The organism is Listeria immobilis (assembly GCF_014322765.1).
Classification (GTDB): Bacteria; Bacillota; Bacilli; order Lactobacillales; family Listeriaceae; genus Listeria; species Listeria immobilis.
The window spans coordinates 1-19,858 of record NZ_JAASTZ010000003.1 but is presented as its reverse complement, the minus strand read 5'-3'; the positions used below and the strand labels follow the sequence as shown (position 1 = coordinate 19,858).

Genomic DNA, 19,858 nt, shown 5'->3' with positions numbered 1-19,858 from the left:
TGCACCGACATGATTGTCGCTGCACTTGATTTCTCCTTCAATTAAACGCGTTCCACTTTACCAGATTTAAGCGCACGAGCAGATACCCAAACTTTTTTAGGTTTGCCGTTAACCAGAATCCGTACTTTTTGCAAATTAGCTTTCCAAGTACGTTTGCTGGAGTTCATTGCATGGGAACGTTTGTTACCGGAACGTGATTTGCGGCCTGTAATAACACATTCTTTAGCCATAGTTTACCCCTCCTTACAGAGCTCTTCGGATAATTTATTTAATATAATCTATCCATTTGTTTTTCATATACTAGAATAATTTATCATAAACAACTACACTTTGCAAGAGGATAAGCGAAAATAGTGCAAAGAATTTTTACTTGACAGTATAAAGTTAGCTTTCACCAGTCAAATTTGTGATATGCTTTCCAAAGCGCTGTGATTATAGTAAAATAGGTAAGGAATACGTAATTGACAAACAAAACAATAATAAAAATAATTGAATGAAAATATAATCCGCAGGGAGGAATAAGGAATGGCAATCGAAATCGACACAAAGCTTGGCAAAATTGATATTACTAGTGATGTAATTGCAACGATAGCTGGCGGCGCTGCTGAAGAAAATTTTGGCATAGTTGGAATGGCAAGCAGACATCAGATTCGTGATGGTTTAACAGATATACTTAGAAGAGAAAACTATACAAAAGGTGTTATTGTAAGACAAGAAGAAGCAGGTATTCATATCGATATGTATATCATTGTTAGCTTTGGAACTAAAATTTCTGAAGTAGCTCATAACGTACAAGAGCGCGTGAAATACACATTAGAAAAAACGCTCGGTATTACAGTGGAATCAGTGAATATTTATGTTCAAGGTGTCCGAGTAATCAAGGAATCATAAGGAGGATTATGTAAGTGAGTATATATCAGTTAGACTCAGAGAAATTTGCAGCAATGATAGCGCTTGGAGCAGAGAATTTAGCGAAAAATGCTGATTTTGTAGATTCATTAAACGTTTTCCCGGTTCCAGATGGTGACACGGGAACAAATATGAATTTATCCATGACAAGCGGTGCAGAAGAAGTCGCAAAAAATGACAAAGAAACAATAAGTGCAGTTGGTGCTAATCTGGCAAAAGGATTGTTAATGGGTGCAAGAGGGAATTCTGGAGTTATTTTATCGCAACTTTTCCGAGGCTTTTCAAAAGCAATTGAAAATAAAGAAACGCTCAATGCAGAAGAATTCGCAGCAGCCTTTGTAAGAGGGGTTGAAACAGCCTATAAAGCAGTTATGAAACCAGTAGAAGGAACAATTCTAACAGTTGCTCGTGAAGCCGCTAAAGCTGGAGTACAAGCTGCTAGTGAACATCAAGACATCGAATTAGTAATGGAAGCCATTTTAAAACAAGGAAAAGTAGCCTTAGCAAAAACACCTGACTTACTGCCTGTTTTAAAAGAAGTTGGCGTAGTTGATAGTGGAGGCCAAGGTCTAATCATTATTTATGAAGGATTTTATGGTGTTTTAACTGGCAAAATGGCTGAAGCACCAGATTATATGGCATCAATGGGAGAATTAATCAACGCTGAACATCACCGTCACGTACAAGATTTTATGTCTACGGAAGATATTCATTTTGGTTATTGTACAGAAATCATTGTAAAAATTAATGAAAATAAACCAGGATTAAAACCTTTTGATGAAGAACAATTTCGTCAAGATTTAAGTGAACTAGGAGATTCATTACTAGTTGCCGCTGATGATGAAGTTGTGAAAGTTCATGTCCACGTTGAACATCCAGGAGAAGTATTGAACTATGGTCAACAATACGGCAGCCTGCTCAAAATGAAAGTAGAAAATATGCGTGAACAACATAGCGAAATTATTAGTGATGAAAAAGAAGTCACAAAAGAAAAAGCGCCTTATGGTATTGTAACGGTTTCAGCTGGCGAAGGAATGAAAAAGCTTTTTGAAAGCATGGGAGTTTCCGTTGTCCTTTCTGGTGGTCAAACAATGAATCCTAGTACAGAAGACATTGTTAAAGCAATTGAATTAGCAAATGCTGAGCAAGTTTTTGTACTTCCAAATAATAAAAACATCCAAATGGCAGCTGAACAAGCATCGCAGCTTTTAGGTGAAAGCATCGTACAAATCATTCCAACTAAAACGATTCCGCAAGGGTTAACTGCAGTACTGACATTCCAACCGGAGCAAGATTTTACGACCAACGCTAATGCAATGAAAGCTGCAATAGAAGAAGTTGCTAGCGGTCAAGTAACAACCGCAGTACGTGATACAACAGTCGAAGGTATCGAAATTAAAAAAGACAGCTTTATTGGTATGGTTGAAGGTAAAATAAAAGTGAGCTGTGAAACATTAGATGAAGCAGCATACAAAACATTAGAGAAATTGCTAGATGACGACAGTGAGATTGTAACTATTATCTTTGGTGAAGATACTGATTTAGCTGCTACAGAGAAACTAGCTGACAAAATAACAGCAGCATATCCCGATTTAGAAATAGAAATCCATGAGGGAAATCAACCAGTTTATCCATATATCTTCGCAGTAGAATAGTTCCAAGTGCGTTAGATGAATAGCAGAAAGGATGATTTTAGTGAAATTTAATAGCGTGTTTGATATTATTGGTCCAGTGATGATTGGTCCGTCAAGTTCTCATACTGCTGGAGCTAGCAGGATTGGCGCCATTGCACGAGCTGTTTTTAATGAACAACCATCCCAAGTAGATATTCATTTATATGGTTCTTTTGCCAAAACATATAAAGGTCACGGAACAGATGTGGCACTTATTGGAGGTCTACTTGGTTTTGAACCAGATGATCCGCGAATGAAAGAATCACCTGAAATTGCAGAAGAATGGGGAATGCGCATTCAGTTTATTGAAGAAGTGGAAGAGCCCCCTCATCCAAACACAGTCAAATTAGTCCTAAAACATGGTATGCAACAAATGACTTTAATTGGAGCATCAATTGGTGGAGGGAAAGTAGAAATTATCCGCTTAAATGAATTTGAACTAGAATTTACTGGAACTTCTCCGGCTATCCTAATTTTACATCAAGACAAATTTGGGGCAATTGCTGCAGTATCTTCTGTCATTGCAGATCATAAAATTAATATTGGGCAGATGAAAGTATCACGTAAAATCAAAGGCGACGAAGCTTTAATGGTAATCGAGGTAGATCAGCAAGTGGAGCAAGATTTAATTACAAAAATTGCTGAATTACCTGGGATTTACCAAGTAGCAAGTGTCATGATTTAATACGCTTAATCGTATCCAAAGTAAATCGGTGGCTTTCACCAGATTTGTGTAAGCCAAATGTACGTCGACAAAAACGTGCATTTGGCTTTATTTTGAGTTGTAAATCAGGTATGTTGGTAATGGGTAAAGAAAGTGAGTGTGTAGAGACTATGTTTAGAACAGTTGCAGAACTAGTAGATATTGCTGAACGCGAGAATCTAACTATTGCTGAAATAATGATTAAACGTGAAATGAATATTTCGGGTTTGCCGCAGGAGGAAATTATTGCTGCAATGGAACGAAATTTAGATATTATGGAAGAGGCAATCAATGAAGGAGAAGCGGGTGTAACTTCAACTACTGGCCTAACTGGTGGAGATGCAGTTTTAATGCAGGATTATATCAAAAAAGGTAACTTCTTATCTGGGGAAGTTTTACTAGATTCTGTTGCTAAAGCTATTGCAACCAATGAAGTAAATGCTTCAATGGGAGTAATTTGTGCGACACCTACTGCAGGAAGCGCTGGAGTCGTACCCGGTGTGCTATTTTCTTTAAAAGATAGACTACAAATGACACGACAAGATATGGTTAATTTTTTATTTACGGCTGGCGCTTTCGGCTATGTTGTTGCGAATAATGCTTTTATTAGTGGGGCAGCAGGTGGTTGTCAGGCAGAAATAGGCTCAGCAAGTGCAATGGCATCTGCCGCAATTGTAGCAGCTGCAGGAGGCACTCCAGAAGAATCAGCTCATGCTATGGCAATGACCATGAAAAATATGCTTGGACTCGTATGTGATCCGGTAGCAGGACTTGTCGAAGTACCCTGCGTGAAACGAAATGCACTTGGATCTTCGCAAGCGATAATTTCTGCAGATATGGCATTAGCAGGAATAAAAAGTCGCATTCCCTGTGATGAAGTCATTGAAGCAATGCACCGTGTAGGCCTACAAATGCCAAAATCATTAAGAGAAACAGCAGAAGGAGGATTGGCGGCTACACCGACTGGACGTGCGATTCAGCGGAAAATATTTGGTTTGTCGCCAGAAGATACGAGTGAGTGAACTTAAAAGAATTCCAACAACTGAAATCAAAGGTATTGGCGAAGAAACAGCTAAAACATTAAAAGAATTAGGTTTATCAACAGTTCATGATTTGTTATGGAATTTTCCTTATCGCTATGAGGACTACCGGTTGCGGGATTTATCACTTGTAGCCCACGAAGAACGGATTACTATTCAAGGAGAAGTGCTAACAGAAGCTACAGTCGCATTCTACGGTCGAAAAAAATCCAAACTTTCTTTTCGTGTGTCTACTGAAGGGCAAGTTATTAAAATTGATTTTTTTAATCAGCCCTATTTAAAAAATAAAATTAACGTTGGCGAAACAGTCACAATTTCAGGCAAATGGGATAAAAGCAGGGCGCAAATCACCGCAAGCAAAGTGAAAATGGGTGTCGCTGAAAAAGAAGAAGAGTTAGAAGGAATATATAGGCTAAAAGGGACACTGCGAAACAAAACAATGCAAAAATACACCCGTGCGGCATTTGATACTTATAGCAGCTCGGTTGAAGAAGTTATCCCAGCCAATCTGCTAGAAAAGTATCAATTAATGGACCGACTAGAAGCAGTTCGTGTATTACACTTTCCAAAAAATAATGACGAACTAAAACAAGCTCGGCGCCGAATGGTTTACGAGGAATTCTTGCTATTTCAATTAAAGATGCAATTTTTCCGGAAAATAGAACGTGAAAAATCAGGTGGAATTTCGATTAACTATGATGTAGAAGATTTGCGTCATTACATTGATTCACTGCCTTTTGCCCTGACCCAAGCACAAAAACGAGTTGTCAATGAAATCTGCGGAGACATGTTATCCCATTTTCATATGAACCGTTTGCTTCAAGGAGATGTTGGTTCGGGTAAAACCGTTGTTGCATCAATTGCCATGTATGCTGCAGCAAAAAGTGGTTTTCAAAGTGCCTTAATGGTGCCAACTGAAATTTTAGCAGAACAGCATGCCAATTCTTTAGTAGAACTCTTACAACCATTTGATGTAACAGTAGGCTTACTTACAAGTAGTGTCAAAGGAAAACGACGTAAAGAGTTACTTGCAATGCTTGAAAATGGTTCAGTAGATGTTTTAATTGGCACCCATGCCCTAATTCAAGATGAAGTTATTTATCATCGACTAGGATTAGTTATTACTGATGAACAGCATCGATTTGGTGTAGCGCAGCGTCGTATTCTGCGGGAAAAAGGGGAATATCCAGATGTGCTATTTATGACTGCAACTCCAATACCGAGAACACTTGCAATTACAGCTTTTGGAGAAATGGATGTATCAATTATTGATGAGCTTCCAGCAGGGCGAAAAGAAATCGAAACCTATTGGGTCAAACATCAAATGTTAGAGCGCGTTATCGGTTTTATGGAAAAAGAAATTGATAAAGGTCATCAAGTCTATATCATCTGTCCACTAATTGAAGAATCTGAAAAGCTTGATGTGCAAAATGCGATTGATGTTTTTAATATTCTCCAAAATAAGTGGGGAACGAAATATCGACCAGGTTTAATGCACGGGAAATTACTTCCGGCAGACAAAGAACAAATTATGCGTGATTTCAATGATAAAAAAATCGACTGTTTAGTTTCAACTACCGTTGTGGAAGTGGGTGTCAATGTGCCCAATGCGACAATGATGGTTATCTATGATGCGGATCGTTTTGGGCTAGCGCAGTTACATCAACTTCGCGGTAGAGTAGGTCGAGGCGCAGATCAATCATACTGTATCCTCATCGCAGATCCAAAAACAGAAGTTGGTAAAGAACGAATGATGATTATGTCAGAAACGAATGATGGTTTTGTTGTCAGTGAACGTGATTTAGAACTTCGCGGCCCAGGAGATTTCTTCGGTAGAAAACAAAGTGGTGTTCCCGAGTTTAAAGTAGCGGATATGGTTCACGATTATCGTGTACTCGAAATTGCTCGCCAAGACGCAGTTCATATGATTTTTGAAGAAAATATGCTGGAAAATAACCATTACGAAAAATTAGTGACCCTACTGGAAGAAGAAGGCGTCTTTACAGAGCAAAAATTAGATTAAACGGAAGTAATATCTTTTAAAAAGCTTGCAACTTCGCTTGATTTTTAATAACATATTAAAGTACCAATAAAATAACACGGAAGTTCTGAAGGTTATCCGGCAGAGGTAGCTTCCTTTTTTTAACCAGTGTTTAGTAGCTGGTATTAATACCTTTCACAAAAAAGAGATGAGGAACATGCATGAAAAAATATTCTAAAAAGGATAGACAACTAAAACTTCAAGTTGCAATTGAGGAGAATCCGTTTATTACCGATGAGCAACTTGCCGAAAAGTTTGGAGTCAGTGTGCAAACCATTCGACTAGACCGAGTTGCGCTTTCGATTCCAGAACTTAGGGAACGAATTAAACATGTTGCAAGTGTCAATTATGCCGATGCTGTTAAAAGTCTTCCTATCGATGAAGTGATTGGTGAAATTATTGATATTCAACTTAGCAAGAGTGCTATTTCTATTTTTGATGTGCGAAGTGAGCATGTTTTTAAACGAAATAAGATTGCTCGGGGCCATCACTTATTTGCCCAAGCTAATTCCTTGGCAACTGCAGTCATCCCAAATGATCTTGCTTTAACAACACAAGCCACCGTTCGTTTTGTTCGCTCTGTAAATGAAGGTGAACGCATCATTGCAAAAGCAAAAGTACGTCTCGCAACAGATAACAGACCGATTACTATAGTGGATGTAACCAGTTATGTTGGAGATGAGATTGTTCTAAAAGGTAAATTTGAAATGTATCATGCAACGCAAAAATGAAAAAAAGGACTGACGTATTATGAAAATTGCTGTAGATGCGATGGGTGGAGATCATGCACCAAAAGAAATTGTTTTAGGCGTTATGAAAGCTATTGCCCAATATAAAGATATCGAAATTCTTCTTTTTGGAGACGAAATTAAAATAAATGAATATTTAACAGATAAAACACGTATAAAAATTATACATACCGATGAAAAAATTGAAAGTGATGATGAACCAGTTCGCGCTGTAAAACGGAAGAAAAAAGCATCCATGGTTTTAGCAGCACAAGCCGTTAAAGACGGAGAAGCAGATGCATGTATCTCTGCTGGTAATACAGGTGCGCTAATGTCAACCGGATTATTCGTTATTGGACGAATTAAAGGAATTGATCGCCCAGCACTTGCGCCAACTTTACCTACAGTTACTGGAAAAGGATTTGTAATGTTAGATTTAGGCGCCAATGCAGAAGCAAAACCAGAACATTTACTGCAATTTGGCTTAATGGGTTCTGTTTATGCAGAAAAAGTTCGTAAAATTGATCGCCCACGTGTGGCACTTTTGAATATCGGAACAGAAGAAACAAAAGGAAACGACTTAACAAAAAAATCATTTGAGCTTATGAAAAATCAACAAGCATATGAATTTATTGGCAATATCGAAGCACGTGACTTATTAATGGACGTAGCAGATGTAGTCGTAACAGATGGCTTCACTGGTAATATGGTACTTAAATCCATTGAAGGAACAGGCGCGGCTTTCCTAAGCATGTTAAAAATGAGCTTGCTAAATGGCTTTAAAAATAAAGTAGCAGCAAGTTTTCTAAAAAAAGATTTAATGGAACTAAAAGCAAAAATGGACTACAGCGAGTATGGTGGCGCTTGTCTGTTTGGAGTGCAGGCACCTGTAGTAAAAGCACACGGTTCATCTAATGCAAATGGTATTTTTACAACCATTCGGCAAGTAAGAGAAATGGTAGAAAAACAAGTCGTTGAAACAATTAAAGCAGAAGTAGATAAAGGAAATTTAGGAGGACAAGAAGCAAATGACTAAAATCGCATTCGTATTTCCCGGTCAAGGAGCACAAAAAATTGGTATGGGGCAAGATGTAGCAGCAGCGTATCCCGAAGCAAAAAAAGTTTATGATGATGCAGATGCAAGACTTGGCTTTTCAATTACCAATGTTATCGCAGAAGGACCAATCGAATTATTAACGAAATCTGAAAATGCACAACCAGCCTTGGTTTCCACAAGTGTAGCGATTCTACGTGCGCTTGAAACATATGGTGTGAAAGCTGATTTTGTTGCTGGACATAGCCTTGGGGAGTATAGTGCGCTAGTTGCTGGTGGATTTTTAGAGGCAAGTGATGCTATTTACCTCGTTCGTAAACGCGGAGAATTAATGGAAGCAGCAGTACCAAATGGCAAAGGAGCAATGGCAGCCGTTCTTGGTGTTGACCGTGAAACATTAAAAGTAATCACGGATGAAATAACTGCGGCAGGTGATGCGGTTCAATTAGCAAATCTAAACTGTCCAGGACAAATTGTTATTTCGGGAACAACAGAAGGCGTTGAAAAAGCTGGCGAAAAAGCAAAAGAAAATGGTGCGAAACGCGTGTTACCACTTGCCGTTAGTGGTCCTTTCCATTCAAGCTTAATGGAACCAGCTGCAGAAAATTTCCGTGAAGTTTTAACTGAAGTAGCCATTGCTGATGGAAAGATACCAGTTGTGAACAATGTGGACGCCAAACAAACAATCAATAAAGCTGAAATTAGCGAAAAACTAATTAAACAAATCTATTCTCCAGTATTATGGGAAGACATTGTGGAAGAATTAATTAAAAATGGTGTAGATACTTTTGTAGAGATTGGTTCTGGAAAAGTATTAGCAGGTTTAATCAAAAAAATTAATCGTGATGTAACAGTGCTGTCCGCAGGTGATGTGGAATCAGTGAAAAGTGTTGCCGCAACTTTGAAAGGAGAATGATTGATGACATTACAAGGAAAAGTAGCTGTAGTAACAGGTGGTTCGCGTGGAATCGGTCGCGATATCGCTATCAACCTTGCCAAAGAAGGAGCTAATATTTTCTTCAATTATAACGGTAGCCCAGAAGCTGCAGAAGAAACTGCTAAATTAGTTGCTGAGCATGGTGTCGAAGTAGAAGCGATGAAAGCAAATGTAGCAATTGCAGAAGATGTAGACGCATTTTTTAAACAAGCTATTGAGCGCTTCGGTCGTGTAGACATTTTAGTGAATAATGCGGGGGTTACTCGTGATAATTTATTAATGCGCATGAAAGAAGATGAATGGGATGATGTGATTAATATCAACCTAAAAGGAACATTCCTATGTACTAAAGCAGTAACACGAACCATGATGAAACAACGTGCAGGTAAAATTATTAATATGGCATCAGTAGTAGGTTTAATTGGTAACGCGGGGCAAGCAAATTATGTAGCAAGTAAAGCAGGCGTAATTGGCTTAACAAAAACAACTGCTCGGGAATTAGCTCCACGTGGCATTAATGTCAATGCGATTGCACCTGGCTTTATTACCACTGAAATGACCGATAAATTAGATGAACAAACGAAAGAAACTATGCTAGCACAAATTCCACTTGGTCAGTACGGAACAACAGAAGACATTGCTAATGCGGTTATTTTCTTAGCAAGTGATGCCTCCAAGTATATTACCGGACAAACACTATCTGTTGATGGCGGAATGGTAATGTAAAATGGGATAAACCATGCGAAGAAACTATGCTCGCATGACTTTAAATATTTTTGTTTACGTAGGAGAAATAATCCTATATAATACTTGGAGGGAGGTGAAGTGAAAAATGGCAGAAGTATTAGAAAAAGTTACAAAAATCATCGTAGACCGTTTAGGCGTCGAGGAATCCAAAGTAACTTTAGAAGCTTCCTTCAAAGACGATCTAGGTGCAGACTCTCTAGATGTAGTTGAATTAGTAATGGAACTTGAAGACGAGTTCGGAGTTGAAATCTCTGATGACGACGCTGCGAACATTAACTCAGTTGGTGATGCAGTGAAGTACATAGAGGAAAACGCATAAAACTTTATGTGACCGGATAAATGAGGGTGCCCGTGTTACTTATCTTCGCTGTGGTAACTTCCGCAAGTGGGATAAGGAATACAGGCAGCCTCTTTTTCAAGGTTGTGCCATTCGTTGGTTCATTTTCTAAGCAGCTGTTTGTAAGTAGCTGTTTAGAAAATGAACTTGCTTATTAAGAAAGGAGCAAGTGAAATGAATAAATGGGAAGAATTACAAGAAAGTGTTGGCTTTGATTTTCAAAATTTGGAGTTATTAAAACAAGCATTCACACATTCCTCGTATGTAAATGAGCATCGCCGGGAAAATGTAAAAGATAATGAACGTTTAGAGTTTCTAGGAGATGCTGTCTTAGAACTAACTGTATCGAACTATCTATTTAATAAATATCCAGACATGGCGGAGGGGCATATGACGAAAATGCGTGCAGCCATCGTTTGTGAGCCTTCATTAGTTGAGTTTGCAGAAATCGTTCATTTTGCCAAATATATTCGTCTTGGTAAAGGAGAAGAAAAAGCAGGTGGTAGAACCCGACCAGCACTTTTAGCAGATGTATTTGAGTCTTTTATTGGCGCACTTTATTTAGATAATGGTATCGATAAAGTAGTGAAATTTCTAGAGCGAATTATTTTTCCGAAAATTGATTCAGGGGCATATTTGGAAACGGTGGATTATAAAACACAATTACAAGAAATTGTTCAACGTGACCGAGATGTTTTAATTGAATATGACATCCTCGGAGAAACAGGTCCAGCACATAGTAAAGCCTTTGATGCGCAAGTAATTGTTAATGGACAAGTGCTTGGTAAAGGCAGTGGCAGAACCAAAAAACAAGCAGAACAAAATGCAGCACAATTTGCGATAAATCAACTGACACACAGATAATAAACTAAATGGAGGTGTCCGGACATGTTATTAAAACGATTAGAAATGAATGGCTTTAAATCCTTTGCTGACAAAGTTGCGATAGATTTCGTGCCCGGCATGACTGCAGTTGTAGGACCAAATGGCAGTGGTAAAAGTAATATTACCGAAGCGATTCGTTGGGTACTTGGTGAACAGTCTGCTAAGTCTTTACGTGGTGGTCGAATGGGCGACGTTATATTTGCTGGAAGTGATACTCGTAAGCCGATTAATTTTGCAGAAGTATCATTAATACTTGAAAACGAAGACCATTTTTTACCACTTGATTATAGTGAAGTTGCTGTTACACGAAGAATTTATCGTAATGGCGATAGCGAGTTTTTAATAAATAAAGAAAATTGTCGACTAAAAGATATTGTCGATTTATTTATGGATTCCGGACTTGGAAGGGAATCTTTCTCAATAATTTCACAAGGGAAAATTGATGAAATTCTAAATAGTAAACCAGAAGAACGCCGCTCGATTTTTGAAGAAGCTGCTGGCGTATTAAAATACAAACACCGTAAAAAACAAGCGGAAAATAAATTATTTGAAACCGAAGAAAATTTAAACCGGGTGCAGGATATTTTATATGAATTAGAAGGACAACTAGAGCCACTAGAAATGCAAGCTTCTATTGCAAAAGATTACTTATTTCAACAAGAAGAATTAGAAAAATACGAAGTGACATTGCTAGCAACAGAAATCCATTCGCTAACAGAAAAATTAGCAGGAGTCCGAAATGAATTCGGTGAAAACCAAACAATTTTAATCAAATTGCGGGAAGAGTTGCATAGTGAAGAGGCAATTATTGCACAAGAGAAGCAAGCGCTAAGTGAAACAGATATTACTCTAGAGGCTTTGCAAGAACAATTATTAGCAGAAACAGAAAAACTCGAGCAACTTGAGGGTGAACGCAATTTACATCTAGAACGTAAAAAGCATAGCACTGAAAATGAACAAGTCTACGAAGAAACTTTAGCAGCCATCACAGAAAAAATTACCGCACTTGAAGAACAAAAAGAACTACTTAGCAACACAAAACGAGAAAAAGAAACCGCATTAGAAATTGCCGTTAAAGCAAAAACAGAATTGGAAGAAACGCTTGCTAAATATGATGATTTATCCGAAGAAGCAATTGAAAATCGGAAAAGTGATTATATTGAGTTGCGCCATGCACAAACGACTATTAACAATGATTTAGGCTATATTGAGCGTCAAATCGCACAAATTACAAGCCGAATTGATAAATTAGATCTCGAAAATAGCCAGCATGTGGATGAAAGAAAAGATATGCTTGCCCAAATTGAATCATCTAAAAAACACTTGGCGAAAATGCAAGCTGAACTAACAGAACAAATGGAAATTTACCGAGAAGTTCAGCAAACCTTGGCCAAACAAGAAGCCGTTTTCCAGACGCAAGAACGCGGACTTTATAAGCACTACGAAACAGTACAACAAATGAAGTCACGAAAAGAAACATTGGAAGAACTAGCTGATGATTATGCGGGATTTTTTCAAGGCGTTCGTGAAGTATTAAAGGCGAAAAAAGAAATTCCAGGAATTCTTGGCGCCCTTGTTGAACTCGTTGAAATTCCAGCAAAGTATCAGCAAGCGATGGAAACAGCGCTTGGAGCAAGTGCACAGAATGTTGTCGTTGAAGATGATCGAGTTGCTAGAGAAGCAATTAGCTTTTTAAAGAAAAATAAAAGTGGTCGGGCAACTTTTTTACCACTATCAACGATTCAACCAAGAGAACTTCCAGCTGCGACTAAAAATGCATTAGTAAATCAGCCAGCATTTATTGCTCTTGCAAGCGAAGTGATTTCGTTTGATGAGAAAGTAACTCCAGTGATTTTAAATGCACTTGGAACAACGATTTTAGCAAAAGATCTAAAAGGTGCAAACACACTTGCCCGCTTAGTAAACTTTAGGTATCGAATTGTTACCCTTGATGGAGATGTTGTCAACGCTGGTGGTTCGATGACAGGTGGGGCTACCAAAGGCGGAAAATCGTCTATCCTAACAAGAAAACATGAACTAGGCCAGCTAGCTGAAAAAATTTCCGAATTAAATGAAGCCACAAGAGAAATGGAAAAAGCTGTTCAAGTAGCAAAAGATAGCATGACAAAAAAACGAGAAGAATTGGAAGAAACAAGAGTTATCGGTGAAAATTTACGGTTGCAAGAAAAAGAACTGCTTGGCAAACTTGACCGTGAAACCGAGAACCTAGAAAGATTTAATAAACAATTACAGTTATACGATATTGAAAAAGAAGACGGTAGTGATGAACTACAGAAATTACTTTCAAGAAAAGAAGCCTTAATCAACGAACAAGGTGAAATCGCTAAACAGATTAAAACAACAGATGAAGAAATCCAAACAATGACTTCTTCCAGTAAAGCACTGGAAAGCAAACGTTCTGCTGATTTAGAAAGTTTATCTTCCTTAAAAGCACAAATTGCTGCTAAACGGGAACAATTACAATCAGCTATTGAAGCCGTAGAACGTGTCACAACAACACTACATGAAAACTACGAGCAAAAAGAAGCCGCAGAACAAAAGCTAACATCCTTAAAAACCAATCTTTCTAGTGTGCATACAAGCGAAGAAACAGTTGGTAAATCTATTGAAGAATTACGTAAAGAAAAAGCAGAGACAAATGAAAAATTACTAACAGCAAGACAAACTCGCCTAGAGCTTCAAGAAAAAATCGAATTACTGGAAGCCGCACTAACACAAAAAAATAATCAAATAAGCTTTTATGTAGAACAAAAAAATAATGCTGAAATTAGTATTGGACGTTTAGAAGTAGATATTACTAACCGGATTGAACGATTACAAGAAGCATATCTACTTACCCCTGAACAAGCTGAAGAGAAAATCTTACCAGATGTTGACACAGAAAAAGCCCGTTCCAAAGTTCGTTTATTAAAACGTTCCATAGATGAACTTGGTGTTGTAAACATTGGGGCAATTGAAGAATTTGAACGTATTCAAGAACGCTTTGATTTTCTAACTGGTCAACAAGAAGACTTACTTGCTGCCAAAGAAACATTATTTAAAGTAATGGATGAAATGGATGAAGAAATGAAAATCCGTTTTAGCGAGAGCTTTGATGCGATAAAAACCGAATTTGCGATTGTTTTCCCTGAACTGTTTGGTGGAGGAAGCGCAGAATTAGTTTTACTTGATCCAGAAAATCTGTTAACAACCGGGATTGATATTGTTGTTCAACCCCCGGGCAAAAAATTGCAAAACCTATCGCTCCGTTCTGGTGGAGAGCGAGCCCTTACTGCGATTGCGTTATTATTTGCGATTATTCGTGTTCGTCCAGTACCATTTTGTATTCTGGATGAAGTAGAAGCAGCACTAGACGAAGCTAATGTTACTCGGTTTAGTCGTTATTTAAAACAATTTGAAGCGGATACCCAGTTTATTGTAATTACACATCGCAAAGGCACCATGGAAGAAGCAGATGTCCTTTATGGCGTTACCATGCAAGAATCCGGTGTATCCAAGTTAGTTTCTGTTCGTTTAGAAGAAACAGCAGAGTTAATTAAATAAAAGGAGTAGAAAAAATGACCTTTTTTAAAAAATTAAAAGATAAAATAACCCAGCAAACTGATTCTGTTTCTGGAAAATTTAAAGACGGCTTATCGAAAACACGTGGTAATTTTTCAGGGAAAATCAATGAAATGGTTGCTCGTTATCGTAAAGTAGACGAAGATTTCTTTGAAGAATTAGAAGAAATTTTAATCGGTGCAGATGTAGGCTTTGAAACTGTAATGGAACTTGTAGAAACTTTGCGCCGGGAAGTACAACTAAGAAATATTAGTGATCCAAAAGATGTTCAAGAGGTTATTGTCGAAAAATTAGTCGACATCTACCAAGGGGAAGAAGAGGAAAAAGAAACGCTTCATATCGAAAAAGATGGTTTGACTGTCATTTTATTCGTCGGTGTAAACGGTGTTGGGAAAACAACCTCGATTGGAAAAATGGCACATAAGTTTAAACAAGAAGGTAAAAAAGTGATGCTTGCTGCTGGAGATACATTCCGTGCTGGAGCCATTGAACAACTTGAAGTTTGGGGCGAGCGCACGGGCGTAGATGTCATCAAACAAGCAGAAGGAAGCGACCCGGCAGCCGTTATGTTTGATGCCGTTCAAGCAGCCAAAGCAAGAAAAGCCGATATCTTACTATGTGACACAGCTGGTCGCCTGCAAAACAAGGTCAACCTAATGAATGAACTAGAAAAAGTTAAACGCGTAATTACTCGTGAAATTCCAAATGCGCCACATGAAGTATTACTTGTACTTGACGCTACAACTGGTCAAAATGCTTTTGTCCAAGCAAAACAATTTAAAGAAACAACCGATGTTACTGGTATCATTTTAACAAAACTTGACGGAACAGCAAAAGGCGGTATCGTTATTGCTATCCGTAATGAACTTCATATTCCAGTGAAGTTTGTTGGACTCGGAGAACAAATGGATGATTTGCAAGCCTTTGATGCAAATGAATATGTTTATGGCTTATTTGCTGATATGGTTGATAATGAAAAATAATCAGAAAAGCCGAATGATAGTTGTCATTCCGGCTTTTTTTCTCTTTTTTCTAACGTCTTGACATTCCCGTGATTTCCCCGTATCCTTTAAAAGGAGAGAGGTGAAATGCCTTGTTTGAGAAGACAAACCGAATGAATTTGCTATTTGATTTTTATCAAGAATTACTAACAACAAAACAAAAAGCCTATGTTTCTTTTTATTACTTGGATGATTACTCGCTTGGTGAAATCGCCGAAGAATTTGAAGTGAGTAGACAAGCCATTTATGATAATATTAAAAGAACCGAAGAAAGCCTAGAAAAATACGAAGAAAAACTAGGGATGCTAAAAAAATATCAACAACGAGAAAAACTCTTCGGTGAGTTAGAAGCACAATTAAAAGCGAAGAACTATCTGGATGAGCATATAACTAAAACGCTCGAACAGCTTAAAAATATCGATTAGGAGGCCTGAATCATGGCATTTGAAGGACTAGCTGGAAGACTCCAAGAAACAATGAACAAAATTCGCGGCAAAGGGAAAGTAAACGAAGCCGATGTAAAAGAAATGATGCGTGAAGTACGCCTTGCTTTACTTGAAGCAGACGTTAATTTTAAAGTTGTTAAACAATTTATCAAAACCGTCAGCGAAAGAGCTGTTGGCGCTGATGTAATGAAGAGTTTAACACCAGGTCAACAAGTAATTAAAATCGTTCAAGAAGAACTAACCAACCTTATGGGCGGAGAGGAAAGCAAAATTGGTACAGCCGATCGCCCGCCAACAGTTATTATGATGGTCGGTTTACAAGGGGCTGGTAAAACAACCACTTCCGGTAAACTAGCCAATTTATTACGTAAAAAATATAATCGTAAACCACTACTTGTTGCGGCAGATATATACCGTCCGGCAGCAATTAAACAATTAGAAACACTGGGGAAACAACTGGACATGCCCGTTTTCTCTTTAGGAGATCAAGTTAGCCCAGTAGAAATTGCCAAACAAGCAATTGAAAAAGCCAAAGAAGAGCATTTAGACTATGTTATCATTGATACTGCGGGACGTTTGCATATTGATGAAACACTCATGGACGAGTTAAAACAAGTGAAAGAGATGGCTAATCCAACCGAAATTTTACTTGTAGTTGACTCGATGACAGGGCAAGATGCCGTTAATGTGGCTGAAAGTTTTAACGAACAATTAGAAATTACAGGTGTTGTATTAACTAAGCTAGACGGTGATACTCGTGGTGGGGCAGCACTTTCCATCCGTTCTGTAACTGGCAAACCAATTAAATTTATCGCAACAGGTGAAAAAATGGAAGCCCTCGAAACCTTCCATCCAGATCGTATGGCATCTAGAATTCTCGGCATGGGAGATGTACTTTCTCTTATTGAAAAAGCGCAAACCGATGTAGATACAGAGAAAATGAAAGCCATGGAGCAAAAAATGAAAGACAACAGCATGACGCTGGATGACTTTTTAGATCAATTACAACAAGTGAAACAAATGGGACCACTAGACGAACTGCTTAAAATGATGCCGGGCGCTGGAAAAATGAAAGGTCTCGACAACATGCAAGTAGATGATAAACAACTTGGTCACATTGAAGCCATTATTAAATCAATGACAAAGAATGAGAAAGACAATCCTGATATTATTAACGCTAGCAGAAGAAAACGGATTGCTCGAGGAAGTGGTCGTCCAATTCAAGAAATCAACCGCCTCTTAAAACAATTTACAGAAATGAAAAAAATGATGAAACAAATGACTGGCGGCGGCAAAGGTAAAAAGGGTAAAAATCCATTCGGTAATTTCAAAATGCCGTTTTAAAAACAGTCCATCATCCAATTCGGGTGGTGGATTTTTTTGTCGTGCTTAACCAATCAGATAACAATTCAACGTCATTTCTTTACATTTCCTTCACTTAATCGATAAAGCTTGTTGCTATAATGAAACTTGAGTTAACCAAAAGGAGGAGATAAAATGAAAAATTGGATAAAAGTAACAGGCGCAGGTATCTTAACCGCAACATTATTACTTGGGGGATGCGGAAATCAGTCAGAAGAAAAAGTAGGGGCTAATGCCAAAACAGCAAAAATACTTCAACCTGGGAGTCAAATAAAACTAGAAGGAGCAGTTAATGTTCGGGATCTGGGTGGCTATAAAACAACGGATGGCTTAATAATCAAACCACATAAACTGATTCGTAGTGCGGAACTTGCCACATTAAGTGATTCGGATAAAAAGAAACTCGTGAATACATATGATCTTTCACATATTGTTGATTTTAGAACCAATTCGGAAGTAGAGGCAAAACCTGATCCAACAATGACAAACGTTGACTACACACATGATTCGGTAATGAAGGATAATGGAACTTCCACAAGTACACAAGATTTAACCGCAAGTCTAGCTACAATGGACAATCCAGAAACGTTTTTGATTGAAGCAAATAAAAGTTTTGTAAAAGACGATACTTCTATTCAAGCTTATAAAGATTTTTTCAACGTCTTGTTAAGCAATCAAGATGGTTCTGTTCTTTGGCACTGTACAGCAGGAAAAGATCGTGCTGGTTTTGGAACTGCCCTTGTTTTATCTGCACTTGGAGTAGACAAAGAAACGGTTATTGATGATTATATGTTGTCAAATAAATACCGTGCTGCTGAAAATAAAAAAGCAATCACAGCAGTTGCAGCAAAAACGGACAATCAAAAAGTTATTGATGGGATGACAGCTGTAATGGAGGTACGTGAATCCTATATAAAAGCCGCTTTTGATGAAATTGATTCTAAATATGGATCTATGGACAACTTTTTAAAAGATAAGTTAGAATTAACCAAAGCAAAACAAGAACAGCTGAAAAAAATGTATCTATATTAAAAATAGAGTAAAAAGAGTAGCCTGGAAGTAGGTTGCTCTTTTTTGCGTTCAAATATAATCATAAAAGAAGAACTATTCCGGAAACATTTGTATACAATTGAAAGACAATTCGTGTAAAGTGGTGTTGTATAGGTTTTAATACCTAGTTATAAACAGTTCTAAAGTTTATGTATAAGCTATAAATGCGCATATTTGTATAACTTTTTGACTAATGGGATTGAATTAAAGTATTTTTTTCACCTAGTACTTTTTACTTTGATTTTTAAGAATATACTATATAGTAAAGTTAACAAACTGGTTATTACAACGAATGACAGGTTCGAACTATCAATAAATGAAGGGGGGAACTCTTACTAAGTCGTTGATTGAATCTGATATTGGATAAAGGGCTACGGGATAGTGAACAGTTAGCTTAGTCACAAAACACAATTTAATACCTTTATTCTGTTTTCAGTTATTTTTCAAAATCATGGAAGATTGATTTTTAAGGGGGAAAAATGATGAAAAAACAGCGTGTAGATTACAAAAAGAGATTAGACCAGAAGCGAGCGCAAAAAGCAAAACTAATTGCTGCACTTATTACGACTACTACGATGATGGTAGCTCCGGTCACTGTAAATTATGATTCTTTTAATCATCAATTTGCACTTAGTGGTATTCAAGCAGATGCAGCAACCATTGATTTGCTTGGTAACTCTAGTTTGAATACCCAATATGCCAATGGGAAATTAGTCATAACACTTTCTGGGAACCAATTAGTTAGTGCTAGCGCAGTATCTACTTATTATCCTTATTTTGAGTTGCCTAGCGAATTGTCTTCTATTCTAAGTAATCCAAATATAAGAGCAAATACAAAAATTGATTATAAAATTGCTTACTTAGGAATCGGGAATATCGGATTATTCAATCAAGGAACTGTAAATGGTAGTAATAGTAATTTCTTTATCGATTCTAGTAGAAATGCAGTTGGAGCGAAAGTAAATCATTTGCTTGGTGTAGGTATTAGTAGCATTTCAACATTCACTTTAACCATTGATTTACTGGCGCTTGGCGTTACGGTTCTTCCAAGTGCAGATGATGGAAAACTGGATTTTGCTGCAAGAACTGGTGATGGACTTTTAGATGTGGATTTATTGAATAGTAATGCGGCAAAGGGATCCATTGTGACGGAAGTTGGGGACGCTGATGCGGATGCGGATGCCGACGCTGATGCGGATGCGGACGCTGATGCGGATGCGGACGCTGATGCCGATGCAGACGCTGATGCCGATGCAGACGCTGATGCGGATGCTGACGCTGATGCGGACGCTGATGCTGATGCGGATGCCGATGCCGATGCGGATGCTGACGCTGATGCGGATGCCGATGCTGACGCCGATGC

At 37.9% G+C, this 19,858-nt stretch carries 18 protein-coding genes; 17 read left to right on the top strand and 1 reads right to left on the bottom strand.

Annotated elements, in window-relative coordinates:
- Positions 1-41 precede the first annotated feature (41 nt).
- On the bottom strand, positions 42-230 hold the full coding sequence (gene rpmB, locus HCJ50_RS02490; protein ID WP_003720131.1) for a 50S ribosomal protein L28: 189 nt from the start codon (positions 228-230) through the stop codon (positions 42-44).
- A 295-nt stretch (positions 231-525) separates the two neighbouring features.
- Between rpmB and HCJ50_RS02485 the strand changes: the two genes are divergently transcribed.
- From HCJ50_RS02485 to HCJ50_RS02405, 17 genes are all read left to right on the top strand, one after another.
- A complete protein-coding gene (locus HCJ50_RS02485) occupies positions 526-891 on the top strand; it encodes an Asp23/Gls24 family envelope stress response protein (protein ID WP_185345076.1) in 366 nt (121 codons plus the stop codon).
- Positions 892-905: 14 nt separating this feature from the next.
- Positions 906-2,564, top strand: coding sequence for a DAK2 domain-containing protein (locus tag HCJ50_RS02480; protein WP_185345074.1), 1,659 nt, complete (start codon positions 906-908; stop codon positions 2,562-2,564).
- Positions 2,565-2,604: 40 nt separating this feature from the next.
- Entirely contained in the window at positions 2,605-3,267 is a 663-nt protein-coding gene (gene sdaAB, locus HCJ50_RS02475) for an L-serine ammonia-lyase, iron-sulfur-dependent subunit beta (protein WP_185345072.1), read from the top strand.
- A gap of 149 nt (positions 3,268-3,416) precedes the next feature.
- On the top strand, positions 3,417-4,307 hold the full coding sequence (gene sdaAA / locus HCJ50_RS02470; protein ID WP_185345450.1) for an L-serine ammonia-lyase, iron-sulfur-dependent, subunit alpha: 891 nt from the start codon (positions 3,417-3,419) through the stop codon (positions 4,305-4,307).
- On the top strand, positions 4,300-6,348 hold the full coding sequence (recG, locus tag HCJ50_RS02465) for an ATP-dependent DNA helicase RecG (RefSeq protein WP_185345070.1): 2,049 nt from the start codon (positions 4,300-4,302) through the stop codon (positions 6,346-6,348). The genes sdaAA and recG overlap by 8 nt, the downstream gene beginning before the upstream one ends.
- A 179-nt stretch (positions 6,349-6,527) precedes the next feature.
- Positions 6,528-7,097 carry a transcription factor FapR gene (gene fapR / locus HCJ50_RS02460; RefSeq protein WP_185345068.1) on the top strand — a complete coding sequence of 190 codons (570 nt, stop codon included), beginning with the start codon at positions 6,528-6,530 and terminating at the stop codon, positions 7,095-7,097.
- A 19-nt stretch (positions 7,098-7,116) separates the two neighbouring features.
- Positions 7,117-8,130, top strand: a complete 1,014-nt coding sequence (gene plsX / locus HCJ50_RS02455) for a phosphate acyltransferase PlsX (protein ID WP_185345066.1) — start codon at positions 7,117-7,119, stop codon at positions 8,128-8,130.
- Complete coding sequence (gene fabD / locus HCJ50_RS02450) at positions 8,123-9,064, top strand: ACP S-malonyltransferase (protein WP_185345064.1); 942 nt, start codon at positions 8,123-8,125, stop codon at positions 9,062-9,064. Before plsX ends, fabD begins: the two co-directional genes overlap by 8 nt.
- A gap of 3 nt (positions 9,065-9,067) precedes the next feature.
- Positions 9,068-9,811 (top strand): 3-oxoacyl-[acyl-carrier-protein] reductase, encoded by a 744-nt coding sequence (gene fabG / locus HCJ50_RS02445; RefSeq protein ID WP_185345062.1) that lies wholly within the window; start codon positions 9,068-9,070, stop codon positions 9,809-9,811.
- A gap of 106 nt (positions 9,812-9,917) precedes the next feature.
- Positions 9,918-10,151 (top strand): acyl carrier protein, encoded by a 234-nt coding sequence (locus HCJ50_RS02440; RefSeq protein WP_012985953.1) that lies wholly within the window; start codon positions 9,918-9,920, stop codon positions 10,149-10,151.
- Between the two features lie 192 nt (positions 10,152-10,343).
- Entirely contained in the window at positions 10,344-11,033 is a 690-nt protein-coding gene (rnc, locus tag HCJ50_RS02435; RefSeq protein WP_185345061.1) for a ribonuclease III, read from the top strand.
- A 24-nt stretch (positions 11,034-11,057) separates the two neighbouring features.
- A complete protein-coding gene (smc, locus tag HCJ50_RS02430) occupies positions 11,058-14,618 on the top strand; it encodes a chromosome segregation protein SMC (protein ID WP_185345059.1) in 3,561 nt (1,186 codons plus the stop codon).
- Between the two features lie 14 nt (positions 14,619-14,632).
- Positions 14,633-15,619 (top strand): signal recognition particle-docking protein FtsY, encoded by a 987-nt coding sequence (gene ftsY, locus HCJ50_RS02425; protein WP_185345057.1) that lies wholly within the window; start codon positions 14,633-14,635, stop codon positions 15,617-15,619.
- A 110-nt stretch (positions 15,620-15,729) separates the two neighbouring features.
- Positions 15,730-16,062 carry a putative DNA-binding protein gene (locus tag HCJ50_RS02420; RefSeq protein WP_003720117.1) on the top strand — a complete coding sequence of 111 codons (333 nt, stop codon included), beginning with the start codon at positions 15,730-15,732 and terminating at the stop codon, positions 16,060-16,062.
- 12 nt (positions 16,063-16,074) lie between these two features.
- Positions 16,075-17,427, top strand: coding sequence for a signal recognition particle protein (ffh, locus tag HCJ50_RS02415; protein ID WP_185345055.1), 1,353 nt, complete (start codon positions 16,075-16,077; stop codon positions 17,425-17,427).
- A gap of 153 nt (positions 17,428-17,580) precedes the next feature.
- Complete coding sequence (gene lipA, locus HCJ50_RS02410) at positions 17,581-18,477, top strand: tyrosine/lipid phosphatase LipA (protein WP_185398466.1); 897 nt, start codon at positions 17,581-17,583, stop codon at positions 18,475-18,477.
- Positions 18,478-18,977: 500 nt separating this feature from the next.
- Positions 18,978-19,858, top strand: an 881-nt coding sequence (locus HCJ50_RS02405; RefSeq protein WP_390895371.1) for an Lmo1799 family Asp-Ala repeat surface protein, incomplete at its 3' end; no start/stop codon positions are given.